Raw genomic sequence first — 13,922 nt, 5'->3', positions numbered from 1 at the left:
GATCTAGACTGAGAATTTGCTAAAACACTCCCGTATCTCCATTAAAATCTAAGTCAGGAAGTCAAAAAACATTTAATCTAGCTTTTAATTGTGTCCATAGAAAAGCTTCCGCAGACGTTAGTTTTTTGCGCAGTTGTGGTCTGTAATCTTGTAGTTCTATTTTGGTATGTGTGCGTTGTTTGGACTTCTATTAAAAACACGGATTATTTGGATATGGAGAATCTAAAACACCATGACGAAAATACCTTAAAAACAAAATGGAGAACTCAATTAATGAATTCTCCATTTTTATTAAATATCAGATTTTAACTTCAAGCTTCTAACTTCGTGCTTCAAGCTCCTACACCGTCTCTCCCAACCAAGCCTTCATCATCCAAACGGTTTTCTCTTGTTCGGTAATAAAATCACTCATCATGGAGTTGGTACCTTCATCGCCTGCATCAGCTGTCTTTTGCAAAATCATGCGCTCTACTTTTAGCAATTCAGTCAAGGAATCTACAATGAGTTCCACTGCTTTTTCGTCTTGTGAAATGTTCTTGCCCACTTTTACTTTTGCCTTTTTCATATAATCATCGAATGTGTGCAATGGGGTTTCGCCTAAAGTCAAAATACGCTCAGCTATTTCATCAACTTTCATGTTGGCATCTGTATATAGCTCTTCAAATTTAACGTGTAAGTCAAAAAAGCGTTTTCCCTTAATATTCCAGTGAATCCCACGTAAATTTTGATAATAAATCTGAAAATCTGCTAACAATTCATTCAAATCACTTGCAATGTCCTTAGTCTTTTTGGTATCTAAGCCAATCGTATTTAATGTCATTTTATCTATTTTTGGTTTATTCTAATTTAAGCATTAATTAACCATTTTTATAATAGCTTTTATCGATAGTTTCTATATTTTTATAGTTTAAATGAATAACCATGACCATTACGCAATTAACCTACGTTTTAGCCATTGCTGAACACAAAAATTTCACGAAAGCCGCTGAAAAATGCTTCGTAACCCAACCTACCTTAAGCACCCAAATCCAAAAATTAGAGGACGAGCTAGACGTTCTTATTTTTGATCGCAGTAAAAAACCTATTGAACTTACTGAAGTTGGACGAAAAATAGTAAATCAAGCCCGAAATATTGTCAATGAATCGGAGCGTATCCAAGATATTGTAGACCAGCAAAAGGGCTTTATTGGTGGCGAATTTCGCATCGGAATCATTCCCACGGTTATGCCAACCTTACTTCCTATGTTTTTAAAGGCATTTATAAAAAAATATCCTAAAGTGAAGCTTAAGATTGAAGAACTGACGACGGAAGATATTATCATAAGGATTAACGATGGCCATTTAGATGCCGCAATCGCTGCAACGCCTTTGGAAAGCGAAAACATTAAGGAACGCGTACTTTATTATGAACCTTTTGTAGGCTATATCCCTGAACATCATCGACTTTATGATAAAAAATTAATTGAGATTTCTGACCTTGAAATTGATGATATGTTACTTCTTGAAGATGGCCATTGTTTTAGGGATGGTATCATCAATCTTTGTAAAGCCTTTAAGAACCAGACTGATGATAATTTTCAGTTGGAAAGCGGCAGTATAGAAACCCTGATCAAACTTTCAAACGAGGGCATGGGGATGACTTTACTCCCTTATTTACATACGCTTGAACTTAATGACAATCTAAAAGGGAACCTTCATCATTTTGTGGAACCTTCTCCAGCCCGTGAAGTCAGTATTATTTACCATAAAAGCGAATTGAAAATGCAGATTATTAATGCTTTACACGATGTCATTTCAGGCATTATTCGTGGGGCAATCGCATTTCAGAATGTAAAAATCATCAGTCCGCTGGCAAAATAAAGAAAGCGACCTGTTGGTCGCTTTCACACTATGTTTTTAAATAGATTAAACATTGGTTTAATTCGGGTTTCTGTAGAATTAAAGATTTGATAAATACTTTTAGCTCTTCAATCTCGTAAGGTAATAAGCGTTGAATTGCTTTTTGAACCTCTCTACAGAACAACGCAGTATCAAAACTGACTTTACTAAGTACAGTTTTAGTGTACTCAAACATTGCTCTTGCCATGATTTTTGTGGTTTGTTTTATAATGGTTAGGTAGATTTCAATAATAGGCATCATGCTTTTAGGTTGTTTAAATTTAGTGAAAAAACAATATATGGCGCTACTATTTGTCAACTTTAACAAATTTAATCGGTCAAAGCCCCAAAAATTGCGAATTTCTCTAATTATGAAATGGTCTAAAACAGACCGACTTAAAGGGGCGTAGTCCTAGCTTCTAACTTTAATTGTCCATTCAAAATTAAAATTTGATACTTCAATTCCTTCTTCATTGGTGCCTATGGAATTCATCCAAACAGTTTGACCTTCGCCAGTTTCAATGGTTTTTTTTATCGCTGCATCAACTTTATGCCCATCGTTACAGATGAAATTAATACGTCCGGTTGCTTTTTTTGTAAACGACGCATTATTAGTAGCGACCAACATGGACATGGGCTTCCCACTGGCTTTAATTTTCGACATGACCAAAGCGCCTGTGGACAATTCTGCAGCCATGCCCTGAACCGCCCAAAACATAGAATTGAATGGATTTTGATTGATCCATCTATGTTTCACACTTACTTTACAGTGTACGTCATCAATAAATTTCGCGCGGACACCGCATAAATAGGCCGACGGAAGTTTAAAACTTAAAAAAGCATTGAGTTTTCTTGGAGATAGCTTCATGTTAACAATTTTATTCAAGCTAATTTATCAATTTTATTCAACTTCTCAATTTGTTAATTATATGTTAATATTTAGTACTATGTGTTGCACAGTACCTTCCTTTAGACATATATTTGCATAGGCAAGTATTATATACAAATAATCATGATAGACAACCACCAAAAGAATATCGCAACCTTCATCCATTTATCGACCTTTTCGAGATTCATCATTCCTTTCGGGAATTTTATTGGCCCGTTAATACTATGGATTACGAACAAAGAGAAGTCTGAGTTCATTGATGCACATGGCAAACAAGCCCTCAATTTTCAAATCAGCGTCTTTCTCTATGCGGTTATCTTAGGCACACTGACGATTCCGTTTTTTATATTCGGTCTCTTCGGGCATCTCGATTTTTTCGATTTTAATGTATTTAGTAGTTTTCATTTCAATTTTAGAAAGCCGTCTCCTTTGCTTTATATTTCAGGTGGATTAGGAGTCTTGGCTGTTATAGGATTTATTTTGGAAATGATATTTATAGTTATTGCAAGTTTAAAGGCCAGAGATGGCGAATTTTATAAATATCCCTTAACGATCAAGTTTTTAAAATAAGAATTTCAATCTGACCTTACCGAAAAAGCGCGTTCGGAAAGATCACCAACTCGCCCATAACAAAAAAGATGTGTTTGGGCAAATCAACCCGCCGGTATCAAAAAATACGTACGGGCAAGTCAATCAATCAAATCAATCTGCCACATAAAAAACATGGCAAAAAAACGAACAGTTTCACAGTATTAAATCATTTTAAAACATGGCACAAGCATGGTCAACGATTATGAATCTAGCGCAAAATGGCTCCAACGCGTCACAAAAAACAAGGAGCATAAGATCCCAAAAAACAGAAAAGACCTATGAAAATTGAAAACACAAAAGCACAAATGCGCAAAGGTGTCCTGGAATACTGCATACTCTCCGTCCTTAAAGATGAAGATGCTTATGTAGCTGAAATTTTAGCGACTCTTAAAGATGCAAAGATGCTGGTCGTGGAAGGCACCATTTATCCTCTATTGACACGGCTGAAAAATGCAGGTCTTTTAGATTACAGATGGGAAGAATCCCTTTCAGGACCACCACGCAAATACTATAATCTTACAGAAAAAGGCAAATTATTCCTTACCGAACTGAATACGACTTGGAATGAATTACAAAACGCAGTCAACTTAGTAACCAAAACAAAAAAATCAAGCAATGAATAAGACAGTCAACATAAATTTAGCGGGTATATTTTTTCATATTGATGAAGATGCATACCTAAAATTACAACGCTATCTTGAGGCCATCAAACGTTCATTTACGGACTCTCAAGGTCGATCTGAAATCATTGCCGACATTGAAGCACGAATCGCGGAACTGTTCAATGAACGTGTTCAAAATGACAAACAAGTCATCAGAATCAAAGAAGTTGATGAAGTGATTTCCATTATGGGACAACCGGAAGACTATTTAGTGGATGACGAAATTTTTGAAGATGAGCCTCAAAGCAATTCCCCAAATAAAAGGAATACTACGTTTTCCAAAAAGTTATTTAGAGATAAGGACAACTCTTATATTGGTGGTGTAGCCTCAGGACTAGGTCATTATTTAGGAATTGATGCCATTTGGGTTCGTTTACTTTGGGTTCTTTTGACCTTAGGTTCTGGCGGAACATTTATCTTTATCTATATCCTATTTTGGATTTTAGTCCCCGAAGCATTAACTACTGCCGATAAACTGACGATGACAGGAGAACCCGTCAACATTAGCAACATCGAAAAAAAAATCAAGGATGGATTTGACAATGTTTCACAAAACGTTTCGGATGCCGTAAAAAATATCGATCTGCCAAAACAGGGCAATCGGATTAAATCAGGATCAAAATCATTTTTTGATGCCCTGGGAGAAATCATCCTCTTTTTCTTAAAAGTCGTAGGGAAATTTGTAGGGATCATCCTTATCATAATTGGCTCCTCAATGTTGATCGCCCTGATCGTTTCACTGTTTTCAGTGGGTGTTGCTAATATTATCAATGTTCCTGGAATGGACTTCATTGAAGCAACCAATGCTGCAAATATTCCTATTTGGATGATGTCTTTATTGTTGCTTTTTGCCATTGGCATTCCATTCTTCTTTATTTTCTATTTAGGATTGAAAATATTGGTCAATAACTTGAAGTCTATTGGTCAGATAGCGAAATTCTCCTTACTAGGCTTGTGGCTTGTGGCCATCATTGGACTGGTCGTTATAGGTGTCAAACAAGCAAGTGAATACGCTGAAGAAGCCACCGTACAACAAACCGATCGTTTAAATATTATGGCTAAAGACACGCTTTACCTTAGCATGACTCACAACAATTCATATAGCAAGCAATTTGGGAGACATAACAAGCAATGGAAACCTGTTTATGATCAGAATGACACCAAGATGCTCTATTTAACAGATGTTAAGCTGACCTTGAAATCTACGAATGATTCCGTGGCTTCTATAAAAATTGATAAAAGCTCAAGGGGAAACTCCTATCAAAACGCAAAAAAGAGAGCAGAACACATCAGTTACAACTATACATTGACGGGCAATAAATTGGAATTGGACGGCTATTTAACCACTGTTTTTGAAAATAAATATCGCGATCAAGAGGTTGAAATAACCTTGTATTTGCCAGAAGGCACCATCCTATTCGCCGATAAGAACACCTATTCCTTTCACGCAAAATACCATTATATTAAACAAGGTGTGAGATTGATCAACAACAACGATATTCTAACCGATGGCATGGAAGGTCATTATTTGCAGATTTTGAACAACGAAATCAAATGTTTGGATTGTCCTGAGGATTTTGAGAATGACACAGACATCAATAACGACGATTCTCGGTTAAAGATTGATGAAAACGGAATTAAAATTAAAAACAACACCAACTCTATTGAAATCAATAAACATGGTGTAAAAACCACTTCCGAACGTGTAAAGGTCAACATCGACAGTAACGGCGTCCAAATTACAACAGACGGCCATTAATAAATGGCCCACATAAATCAACAGTTCATAATATTAAATTAACCATCAACTAAGATTTGAAAAACCAACCTTATGAGCACATTAATCAAAATCATCGTGACTTCCATTCTCAGTTTAACCTTAGTTTCCTGTAGCTTCAATTTAGGCGTTAAGGGCAACGGCAATGTAGTGACTAAAGAACGTACCATCGACGGCAGTTTTGACCAAATTCAAGTAAGTCGCGGACTGGACGTTTATCTGACACAAAGCGAAGCTGAAAGCCTGACCGTTCAGGCGGATGAAAATTTGCATGATATCATTATTACTAAAATTGAAGGTAATGTTCTTAAGATATATGCTGACAAAAACATCCGATATGCCGCCACACAAAAAGTTATGGTCAACTTTAAGAGCATTTCTAAAATTTCGACCTCAAGTGGTAGTGACATTTACAGCACAGGCATTATATCGGCCGACAATTTAGAGCTTGAATCCGCAAGTGGAAGCAATATGGATTTAGACCTAAACGTCAATAGTTTAGAGTGCAAAGCCTCATCTGGTAGTGATTTGAAAATAAAAGGAACCGCTAACCAACTGTTTGCTAAAGCCTCAAGCGGCAGCGCTATCGATGCAACACATTTGACCACTTTAACGACCAACGCAACATCTTCATCCGGTGCTGACATCGTCGTGAATGTTTCAAAAGAACTAACCGCCAAAGCCGAAAGCGGAGGCGCTATTAAATATTTAGGAAATCCCGAAAAAGTCAACACTTCTGGCAGCGTTTCAGGAAGTGTAAAGCAACAGTAGCAAGCCAAATCAAACGTTTTACCGACTTGTCAATATAACCATTTCAAGCTTTATTAAAAGTTTGGGATGGTTTTTGTTTATATTTGTTAGTATTAACCTTAAATCGTTAAAATGAATAAAATCATTTTCGCATTTTTTATGGCGCTAACTTCCACCGCTTTTCTATCGGCTCAAACTGATGATAAAATTAAAGGGGATAGAATTGTGACCATAAAACAAACCTACATCGATCCATTTACCAAAATCGTTGTAGGCGAAGATTTTACTGTTGAAATTATCTATAACAGTAAACCTTCGGTTGAAGTAGAAGCCGACAGCAATCTTCATGAATATATTCTTTTTGAGGTGGTTAATGGCGCTTTGACTTTTTCGACGAATAAAAAGATTACCACCAGTAAAAAGATGAACATCAAAGTCAACTATACTGATGGCTTGGAGAACATTGAAGTTTTGGAGAATGGCGAAATCCGATCCTTAACCTCTCTGGAACTAAAAAACACGACTTTAATAACTACGGGATCATCTCGGGCTTATCTCAATATAAAAACCAATGAATTCAACTATACGGCATCCGATAAAGCAAGAGCAAAATTAAATATCAACGCAAATAACAGTGTAATTGTCCTTAGTGATAATGTGAAGATAGAAGCCTTGCTCAATTCAAAATCGGCTAAAATCGATCTTTACCAACGCGCAACTGCAAAATTTGATGGGACCCTTGAAACTACACAATTGCGAGTGGACAATTCGTCCAGTTTTAATGGAAAGGATTTTTTAACCAAAACCTGTAACTTAATTGCCGATTTAAGCAGTTCGGCAACCATTCGCGTCAATGACAACATTACTATTGAAGCCTCTGGCAACAGTGAAGTGTATCTTTACAATGAGCCAAAGATTACGCTAACTAAATTTTCAGGCTCTTCAAAGCTACAAATGAGGGAGAGATAGAAATTTCAGTCTTTAAGAACTTGGAATTCCTCTAGCTTTGAATGTGACTTTTATCTGAACTCTTCTCATTCTTCATAATGAAAAATGCTTAAAGTTTGCGTTGAGAACTAAACTTTAGGCATTTTAAATTCTAAATCATTGTGGTCCGATTAAACCTGTCTTGATCTATTAAGAATAGATATAAATAAAGGTCTTTCAATGTTTTTGATCCTCAATCTCCTTCATTTCGAGGTTTTTTGAAAACTATTGCTAAAACATCATAAACCATTCTAATTATGAATTTCACCGCCCATGTTTTCAATTAATTACGTGTTTAGTCTTTGTTCTTGGTTCTATCAGCGAAGCGGCGGTTACTGAGCTTGTCGAAGTGTCTTAATTCTTTTCCGGACAATCGTGATTCTAAATATTTATAACTTAATAATTAGTAGCTGTATTCACTTCAAAAGTGGAATCAATAGCTGCTAAATAACGCTCAGCATCCAATGCCGCCATACATCCTGTACCTGCTGCAGTAACCGCTTGTCTGTACACATTGTCGGCTGCGTCCCCAGAAACAAAGACACCTTCAATATTAGTTTTGGAAGTACCTGGTACATTGATAATATATCCTGTGGGATCCAATTCCAAAAAGTCTTTAAATAAATCTGTATTAGGTTTGTGCCCAATGGCCACAAAAAATCCTGTTGCTTCGATGTCGTGAACTTTACCGGTGACATTATTTTTCACTCTTACACCAGTAACAACCTGTCCATCACCTAAAACTTCTTCAGTACTTGTATTGAACAAAATCTCAATGTTACTTGTGTTTCTAACTCTCGCTTCCATAATTTGTGAAGCTCTAAATTCATCACGTCTCACCAACATCGTTACTTTCTTACAAAGTTTAGATAGATAATGTGCTTCTTCACAAGCTGAATCTCCTGCACCAACAATTACAACTTCCTGATTTCTATAGAAAAACCCATCACAAACTGCACAAGCTGAAACTCCTCCTCCTAATTGAAGATATTTTTGCTCAGAAGGCAATCCTAAATACATTGCTGAGGCTCCAGTTGAAATGATCACGGTATCACAATGAATTTCCTTGGTCTCATTTACCCATACTTTATGCACAGATCCTGAGAAATCAACCTTGGTAACCCAACCATCTCTAACCTCAGTTCCAAAACGTTCGGCTTGCTTTTGCAACTCAATCATCATTTCTGGTCCTGTAATTCCTTCTGGATATCCTGGGAAATTTTCAACATCATTTGTTGTGGTCAATTGGCCTCCTGGTTGTTCTCCTTGATAAAGTACTGGAAACATATTTGCTCTTGCTGCATAAATAGCTGCTGTATATCCTGCTGGTCCTGAACCTATAATTAGGCATTTTACTCTCTCGATTGATTCTGACATAATGTGTATTAAATTTTGAATTACAAAAATAGAGATTTTGATATGAAATAGGCCGTTATATCATTAAAAGTTATTATTCAACAATTGGCTATGACAATACCATATTTCATCTTTTTTTCTTATATTTATTTGTCGGAGAAAGTAATGTGCCGCTATAAAAAAACACAAGGTCCTACTACAAATTATGGACTCCAAAAACAAAAAATATCAATAGTATAACAAGTTTAATTACAAATTGTTATGGGTGTGATTTCAACAGATGAACATGAAATAAAATTGTTTTTCAATTCCGGTAGCTCCATAGGCAAGCAAATTCAAGCCTATGTTTTAGCTTCTGAACGTAAAATTTTAACCATAGACATTTCGAAGACTAGGGTTACAGGCACACAATGGGTGGAACTGGCAAAAGGCTTGAAGCTTTCCATATCCGATCTTATCAATAAAGAACATCCTGATTTCACTCATAATTATGATGCAAATCTGGATTTAGAAGATGAAGATTGGTTGAAAATTCTGGAAAAACATCCGGAGGTACTCAGTACGCCGATAGCCATTATTGGGGAACGTTTTGTTCAACTTCGATCGCCAGGAGATTTTGTCAAATATATTGAACCGGATAGTAAAATGTAAAAAAAAAAGACCATAGCTTAAGTAGTGGTCTTTTTTTATAACAATGTAAAATTAATTTTATTCAATTAATTTACAGCATCTTCGACGTCGTCAACAACATCATCAATAGCATCACCAACATCATCTGCGGCTTTCTCTATTTTACTCTTTTTGGTATCTCTACAACCTGTAAAAGTTGTCATTGCCGTTCCTAATGAAAATAGAACAACAAAAGTCATCATTAGTTTTCTCATAATTTTAATTTAGGTTTAAATATTTAAAGTAGTTTTTCTATTTTTTTAATCCTCCTCTAAGCAGAGATAAGATAAATAAGACTATAAAAATAAAAAAGAAAATCTTAGCTATTCCGGCTGAGGCTCCAGCAATACCACCAAAACCTAAAATCCCGGCTATAATGGCAATAACTATAAAAATAATAGAATAACGTAACATAGTTTTAAAGTTTTAAGTTAACATAGTATAAAGATACCATATTAAGTATCAAAGCATTTAACACTATCAGTAGAGACTTTAACTCATAAACGTAAATCAAAAGTCGAAGACCGTTAGTTGTTTTTAATTTGTCTCTGAACCGCCCAATCCGGTTGGTATTCGAAATTTAGGGACTGATGCTCCTCAATCATTTTTCTTAACTGATTTAATGAGGTGGAAGTGTTAAACCACTGTTTAAGTTCGTTGTCATTAAGAACGAGTGGCTTAAAATTAGAGAGGTTTGGAATTTCTTTGAAAGACTCACTAACTTCGGTTATTACAATGGAACAGGTTATAAATCCGTCACTAAGTTCATTGAAAACCCCCGCAATGGCAAAAGGCTCAAAATTGGGAAGATGCACATGACAGCGCTTAACCGTACCCTCAGACAATATGGTCGTAAAGAAACCTGTGGCAATAATGATACACCTTCTCTTATTAAGTAAATTATAATAGAGTCCGTTGTCTTTCTGTAGTGCACTAAATTTAACATTCAAAGTATTAACTACATCTTGAAAAATGCTCCAATTGTCTTCAAAGTTTTCGGGAAGCAATCCCCAAATAGCATAAGTTACCTTATCAGGATTGTCGAGTGTAATCACGGAAATTGTTGATTCCTTTAAGCCATCTATCAATCCTTGAGGTTGATAAAGATTTGGAAATTCAAACGTGACGTGAAATTTATTTTCAATGGCCCCTTTACTTGCAGTATTAGAGATTTTATAAAACATGGCAACGATTTTCGATTTGAAAGTAACTTATATTTCATGGTACCATTTGACTTGAATGCTTCTATTGATAACTCAAATAACTCAAAATTGAATTAGTAGAAACAAAGTGGTTTTCGATCTTTTCAGAAAAGAAAGCGAAATTATTTCCTTCCCTGATACCTTTTATTTTATAAAGGCTAGATCAAGTCTTCCAACCTTTTATATTAACCTAACTGTGATCAACGGTATTTTTTTGAATCTCCAATAACTCTTTAGTAGATCCAGAAAGCGAAATGTTGTTTAAAACCTCATTATAATCATCAACGGAGGTTTTTTTACCTCTTATAGTTTCCTCCAACATAGCTTCATCGTCATCAGCAGAAAACCACGAGGTCAATTCCTTCCAACTGCGGTGTTCAGCGCCTAAAAGACTGCCGCCATCGTCAGCCTCTTGACCCAAGCTTCTCAACTCAGATTTTAATTCATCGCCCAAACCGGTGCATTCTTTAGCTTTGTCAGTAAAATAAGAGTTAAGACCGCCATGTTTTGCGTTTTCAGCGGCTTTTAGGAATCCCTTTTCCGCATCATAATTTTTCTCTAGCAAATCATTTAATTTGCGACCTAATTTATGGGTGTAATCGCTCATGACCTAAGTTTTAGGTGCTCATAAAACTACGTCACTACCATCCAAATTCTTAATTCATAACAGAATTTAATTGACGCAAATAAATAGCAAACAATAAATTAATTTTCTTACCGATCTGCCCTACAATACCTATTTAAAAACTGTAGATTTCTAAAGGCTTTTTGTAGAATTTTTAAGCGTCTATGATAAAAGTAAATCACCTAGGATGCGTATATACAGGATGTTTTAACGGCGTTTATTTCCTCAAATTCTTAACAATCGAAAAAACAACGTGGTAGGATATTATTTTGAGTTTTAAGCAAAAAAAAAACCTCAGCATCTTTGAAGTAGCGCTGAGGTCATTCTTCCTAACTAACCAACCAGTATATGGAGTACTAGACTCCTTTTGTATAGTATAAAATTAAAAAGATTAGATCGTGTTTATGATCGCAATCCAACATATAATTAACTGTATTCGATTTAATTCAAAAAAAAACGCCAGAAACTAGATGAATTCTTATAGAAATCAGATTTCCTTGAAAACTATAGCCATCAATATCTGAGCGTTATGGAAATTAATAGAAAAACAAGTGTGAATCCAAATACAGATTTTTTTGGCTATATAGGCAAAACGGGCATTGTTTTTTTATCACACACTTAATAATCTGATCAAAATTTTTAATATCTTGTATAATAAAGAAATGCAATGCGCTACTCGTGAGAACTTGATTCCTACCAGTGGGTTTTAATACCCTGAGGCTTGCTTCGATCGGAAAGCCAACTTCTTATTCATTTCTGGTGGGCTTTCTCCGACGTTCGTGATTTTAATAACTAGAGTATTACGCAAAAGTGAAGTTATATCCTTTTTTCGCCGCTTTTGGTAATTTCCACCCGCAGTGTTTGTCCCTAAATCCCGTATGGGACATTTGTTTGTTATTTTGTTTTGGTGTTTGGCGGGAACCCAATAAGGGTAGAGTAAAGTAAGTTTCTCTTTGTATATGTAATTGCACAATGGTAAATGCATTCCATTGTACCTATTCTGTCGATTGGAATTGTTGGTGGAAAACACCAACAATGGCTAGAATAAACCACCTCGTCTGCAATTTCTTTTCTGAAATTGCAGCCACTCCTCCTTGGGAAGGAGGAGAATTAATGAGTACTGCTATAATGTAATGATTTTAAGGTGCTGGTGGAAAACACCAACAACGGCTGAAATAAACCACCTCGTCTGCAATTTCTTTTCTGAAATTGCATCCACTGCTCCTTGATAGAGGAGAATTAAGGAATACTGTTATGATTTAATGCGGTTAAATGATAGGCGTAACTGCTTGTGCCTATACATGTGTTATATAACATTCAAAACAAAAATCAACAAACTATTAATAATTTTACTTACCTTTAGCGTTAGTAACGCAAAAGATATGATTGTAACCTTTGGCTCAAAAGAAACTAAACAAATTTGGAATGCAATCCGAGTTAAGAAAGTGCCAATAGAGATTCAAAACGCTGGACGGCGGAAATTGAGAATGCTGAATAACTCGCAAGATATTGCTGATTTGCGAATTCCACCATCCAATCGACTTGAAAAAATGACCGGGAAATTAAATGATTTTTATAGTATCAGGATTAATAACCAATGGAGAATTATCTTTTTATGGGATAATGGAAACGCAAGTGAAGTAGAAATAATTGATTATCATTAAAAAAGAAGATATGGAAAAGTTAGCGAATGTACATCCTGGGGAAATATTGAACTACGAGTTTCTTGAGCCTTTGGAAATTTCGGCATATAGACTTTCGAAAGATTTGAAAATACCTCAAACCCGTATTTCGGAAATTATAAAAGGAAACCGTCGTATTACAGCGGATACAGCTTTAAGATTGAGTAAATATTTTGGTAATTCCGCAAAATTCTGGCTTGGAATTCAAAATGATTATGACATTGAAGAAGAAAAAGAAAATAAAGAAAAGGAACTTAACGAAATAAAGCAGTACGTGGACAAGAACCTTGCCTAACACGAGTATAAAAGCAATACCAGAGTAATAAGGGGGAAATGAAAAGAAACCTTTTTATTTCATTAATTGAATGTTTGAAAAACTCGAAATCAGTAAAAAGAAAATATCGCAAAATATTAGATTATTAAATGTGAAGGATCTTTATTGAATTTTGCTCAAGAGGTTGATACTATAATATTAATTAAGGTCTAATTATTAAGATATTTCAAATTTAGTTACGTGCTTTTATTTGCGTATCGGATAATAATTCCATAAGTATCAGCCACTCCTCCTTGATAGGAGGAGAATTAGGGATACTGCTATAATTTAATGCTTTTAAGTTGTTGGTGGAAAAGACCAACAAGAGCTGAAAATTTGGACACGAATTTCACGGATATTCACGAACCTATGCGTATGCTGAGAATGCTGGCTCAATTTTTTCACTATAAATTTCACGAATGTAACAGACTTTTAGTCTGTTTTTAAAACCCTGGCCAGAATGTTTGTCGGGCTGGTATGGCAGTTTAGTCTGTAGTGATTTAGTTAGTAAATAAACCACCTCGTCTTCAATTTCTTTTCT

General features: G+C 35.4%; 17 protein-coding genes. 9 read left to right on the top strand and 8 right to left on the bottom strand.

Annotation, left to right across the window (positions count from 1 at the left end):
• Positions 1–340 precede the first annotated feature (340 nt).
• Positions 341–820, bottom strand: a complete 480-nt coding sequence (locus ABIQ28_RS12710; RefSeq protein ID WP_348037882.1) for a Dps family protein — start codon at positions 818–820, stop codon at positions 341–343.
• A 101-nt stretch (positions 821–921) separates the two neighbouring features.
• On the opposite strand from ABIQ28_RS12710, the gene ABIQ28_RS12705 reads away from it, so the two are divergent.
• Entirely contained in the window at positions 922–1,860 is a 939-nt protein-coding gene (locus tag ABIQ28_RS12705) for a LysR substrate-binding domain-containing protein (protein WP_348037880.1), read from the top strand.
• Between the two features lie 28 nt (positions 1,861–1,888).
• On the opposite strand, the gene ABIQ28_RS12700 is transcribed toward ABIQ28_RS12705, so the two are convergent.
• Positions 1,889–2,086, bottom strand: coding sequence for a hypothetical protein (locus ABIQ28_RS12700; RefSeq protein WP_348037884.1), 198 nt, complete (start codon positions 2,084–2,086; stop codon positions 1,889–1,891).
• A gap of 204 nt (positions 2,087–2,290) precedes the next feature.
• Positions 2,291–2,746 (bottom strand): DUF4442 domain-containing protein, encoded by a 456-nt coding sequence (locus tag ABIQ28_RS12695; protein WP_348037878.1) that lies wholly within the window; start codon positions 2,744–2,746, stop codon positions 2,291–2,293.
• Between the two features lie 144 nt (positions 2,747–2,890).
• Here ABIQ28_RS12695 and ABIQ28_RS12690 point away from each other — a divergent pair, with 144 nt between their 5' ends.
• The 5 genes from ABIQ28_RS12690 to ABIQ28_RS12670 all read left to right on the top strand — a co-directional run bounded on the left by ABIQ28_RS12690 (position 2,891) and on the right by ABIQ28_RS12670 (position 7,516).
• Positions 2,891–3,337, top strand: coding sequence for a DUF4870 domain-containing protein (locus ABIQ28_RS12690; RefSeq protein WP_348037876.1), 447 nt, complete (start codon positions 2,891–2,893; stop codon positions 3,335–3,337).
• A 299-nt stretch (positions 3,338–3,636) separates the two neighbouring features.
• Entirely contained in the window at positions 3,637–3,981 is a 345-nt protein-coding gene (locus ABIQ28_RS12685) for a PadR family transcriptional regulator (RefSeq protein WP_348037874.1), read from the top strand.
• Positions 3,974–5,779: a PspC domain-containing protein gene (locus ABIQ28_RS12680; protein WP_348037872.1), complete on the top strand. Its 1,806-nt coding sequence runs from the start codon at positions 3,974–3,976 to the stop codon at positions 5,777–5,779. The genes ABIQ28_RS12685 and ABIQ28_RS12680 overlap by 8 nt, the downstream gene beginning before the upstream one ends.
• Before the next feature lie 72 nt (positions 5,780–5,851).
• Entirely contained in the window at positions 5,852–6,568 is a 717-nt protein-coding gene (locus ABIQ28_RS12675) for a head GIN domain-containing protein (RefSeq protein ID WP_348037870.1), read from the top strand.
• 111 nt (positions 6,569–6,679) lie between these two features.
• A complete protein-coding gene (locus tag ABIQ28_RS12670) occupies positions 6,680–7,516 on the top strand; it encodes a DUF2807 domain-containing protein (protein WP_348037868.1) in 837 nt (278 codons plus the stop codon).
• A 414-nt stretch (positions 7,517–7,930) separates the two neighbouring features.
• On the opposite strand, the gene trxB is transcribed toward ABIQ28_RS12670, so the two are convergent.
• Positions 7,931–8,911 carry a thioredoxin-disulfide reductase gene (gene trxB / locus ABIQ28_RS12665; protein WP_348037866.1) on the bottom strand — a complete coding sequence of 327 codons (981 nt, stop codon included), beginning with the start codon at positions 8,909–8,911 and terminating at the stop codon, positions 7,931–7,933.
• Between the two features lie 240 nt (positions 8,912–9,151).
• Between trxB and ABIQ28_RS12660 the strand changes: the two genes are divergently transcribed.
• A complete protein-coding gene (locus ABIQ28_RS12660; protein ID WP_348037864.1) occupies positions 9,152–9,541 on the top strand; it encodes a hypothetical protein in 390 nt (129 codons plus the stop codon).
• Between the two features lie 65 nt (positions 9,542–9,606).
• Here the strand turns inward: ABIQ28_RS12660 and ABIQ28_RS12655 are convergent, their stop codons facing one another.
• From ABIQ28_RS12655 to ABIQ28_RS12640, 4 genes are all read right to left on the bottom strand, one after another.
• Positions 9,607–9,774: a hypothetical protein gene (locus tag ABIQ28_RS12655; RefSeq protein WP_348037862.1), complete on the bottom strand. Its 168-nt coding sequence runs from the start codon at positions 9,772–9,774 to the stop codon at positions 9,607–9,609.
• 37 nt (positions 9,775–9,811) lie between these two features.
• The gene (locus ABIQ28_RS12650; RefSeq protein WP_348037860.1) at positions 9,812–9,973 is read right to left on the bottom strand and encodes a DUF1328 family protein; all 162 of its coding nucleotides are present in this window, start codon (positions 9,971–9,973) and stop codon (positions 9,812–9,814) included.
• Positions 9,974–10,086: 113 nt separating this feature from the next.
• Positions 10,087–10,743, bottom strand: a complete 657-nt coding sequence (locus ABIQ28_RS12645; protein ID WP_348037858.1) for an SOS response-associated peptidase family protein — start codon at positions 10,741–10,743, stop codon at positions 10,087–10,089.
• A gap of 208 nt (positions 10,744–10,951) precedes the next feature.
• The gene (locus tag ABIQ28_RS12640) at positions 10,952–11,368 is read right to left on the bottom strand and encodes a PA2169 family four-helix-bundle protein (protein WP_348037856.1); all 417 of its coding nucleotides are present in this window, start codon (positions 11,366–11,368) and stop codon (positions 10,952–10,954) included.
• A 1,400-nt stretch (positions 11,369–12,768) separates the two neighbouring features.
• Here ABIQ28_RS12640 and ABIQ28_RS12635 point away from each other — a divergent pair.
• Positions 12,769–13,050: a type II toxin-antitoxin system RelE/ParE family toxin gene (locus ABIQ28_RS12635; RefSeq protein WP_348037854.1), complete on the top strand. Its 282-nt coding sequence runs from the start codon at positions 12,769–12,771 to the stop codon at positions 13,048–13,050.
• A gap of 10 nt (positions 13,051–13,060) precedes the next feature.
• Entirely contained in the window at positions 13,061–13,363 is a 303-nt protein-coding gene (locus ABIQ28_RS12630; protein WP_348037852.1) for a HigA family addiction module antitoxin, read from the top strand.
• Positions 13,364–13,922: the final 559 nt, after the last annotated feature.

The sequence above is a fragment of the Gelidibacter sp. genome (assembly GCF_039916245.1).
Classification (GTDB): domain Bacteria; phylum Bacteroidota; class Bacteroidia; order Flavobacteriales; family Flavobacteriaceae; genus Gelidibacter.
The sequence above is the reverse complement of the archived record's forward strand: the minus strand, read 5'-3'. Positions and strand labels throughout refer to the sequence as shown.

Bases quoted from the DNA above. Each gene is read 5' to 3' on its own strand.
- ABIQ28_RS12710 (WP_348037882.1), bottom strand. From the start codon at position 820: ATGACATTAAATACGATTGGCTTAGATACCAAAAAGACTAAGGACATT.
- ABIQ28_RS12705 (WP_348037880.1), top strand. From the start codon at position 922: ATGACCATTACGCAATTAACCTACGTTTTAGCCATTGCTGAACACAAA.
- ABIQ28_RS12700 (WP_348037884.1), bottom strand. From the start codon at position 2,086: ATGGCAAGAGCAATGTTTGAGTACACTAAAACTGTACTTAGTAAAGTC.
- ABIQ28_RS12695 (WP_348037878.1), bottom strand. From the start codon at position 2,746: ATGAAGCTATCTCCAAGAAAACTCAATGCTTTTTTAAGTTTTAAACTT.
- ABIQ28_RS12690 (WP_348037876.1), top strand. From the start codon at position 2,891: ATGATAGACAACCACCAAAAGAATATCGCAACCTTCATCCATTTATCG.
- ABIQ28_RS12685 (WP_348037874.1), top strand. From the start codon at position 3,637: ATGAAAATTGAAAACACAAAAGCACAAATGCGCAAAGGTGTCCTGGAA.
- ABIQ28_RS12680 (WP_348037872.1), top strand. From the start codon at position 3,974: ATGAATAAGACAGTCAACATAAATTTAGCGGGTATATTTTTTCATATT.
- ABIQ28_RS12675 (WP_348037870.1), top strand. From the start codon at position 5,852: ATGAGCACATTAATCAAAATCATCGTGACTTCCATTCTCAGTTTAACC.
- ABIQ28_RS12670 (WP_348037868.1), top strand. From the start codon at position 6,680: ATGAATAAAATCATTTTCGCATTTTTTATGGCGCTAACTTCCACCGCT.
- trxB (WP_348037866.1), bottom strand. From the start codon at position 8,911: ATGTCAGAATCAATCGAGAGAGTAAAATGCCTAATTATAGGTTCAGGA.
- ABIQ28_RS12660 (WP_348037864.1), top strand. From the start codon at position 9,152: ATGGGTGTGATTTCAACAGATGAACATGAAATAAAATTGTTTTTCAAT.
- ABIQ28_RS12655 (WP_348037862.1), bottom strand. From the start codon at position 9,774: ATGAGAAAACTAATGATGACTTTTGTTGTTCTATTTTCATTAGGAACG.
- ABIQ28_RS12650 (WP_348037860.1), bottom strand. From the start codon at position 9,973: ATGTTACGTTATTCTATTATTTTTATAGTTATTGCCATTATAGCCGGG.
- ABIQ28_RS12645 (WP_348037858.1), bottom strand. From the start codon at position 10,743: ATGTTTTATAAAATCTCTAATACTGCAAGTAAAGGGGCCATTGAAAAT.
- ABIQ28_RS12640 (WP_348037856.1), bottom strand. From the start codon at position 11,368: ATGAGCGATTACACCCATAAATTAGGTCGCAAATTAAATGATTTGCTA.
- ABIQ28_RS12635 (WP_348037854.1), top strand. From the start codon at position 12,769: ATGATTGTAACCTTTGGCTCAAAAGAAACTAAACAAATTTGGAATGCA.
- ABIQ28_RS12630 (WP_348037852.1), top strand. From the start codon at position 13,061: ATGGAAAAGTTAGCGAATGTACATCCTGGGGAAATATTGAACTACGAG.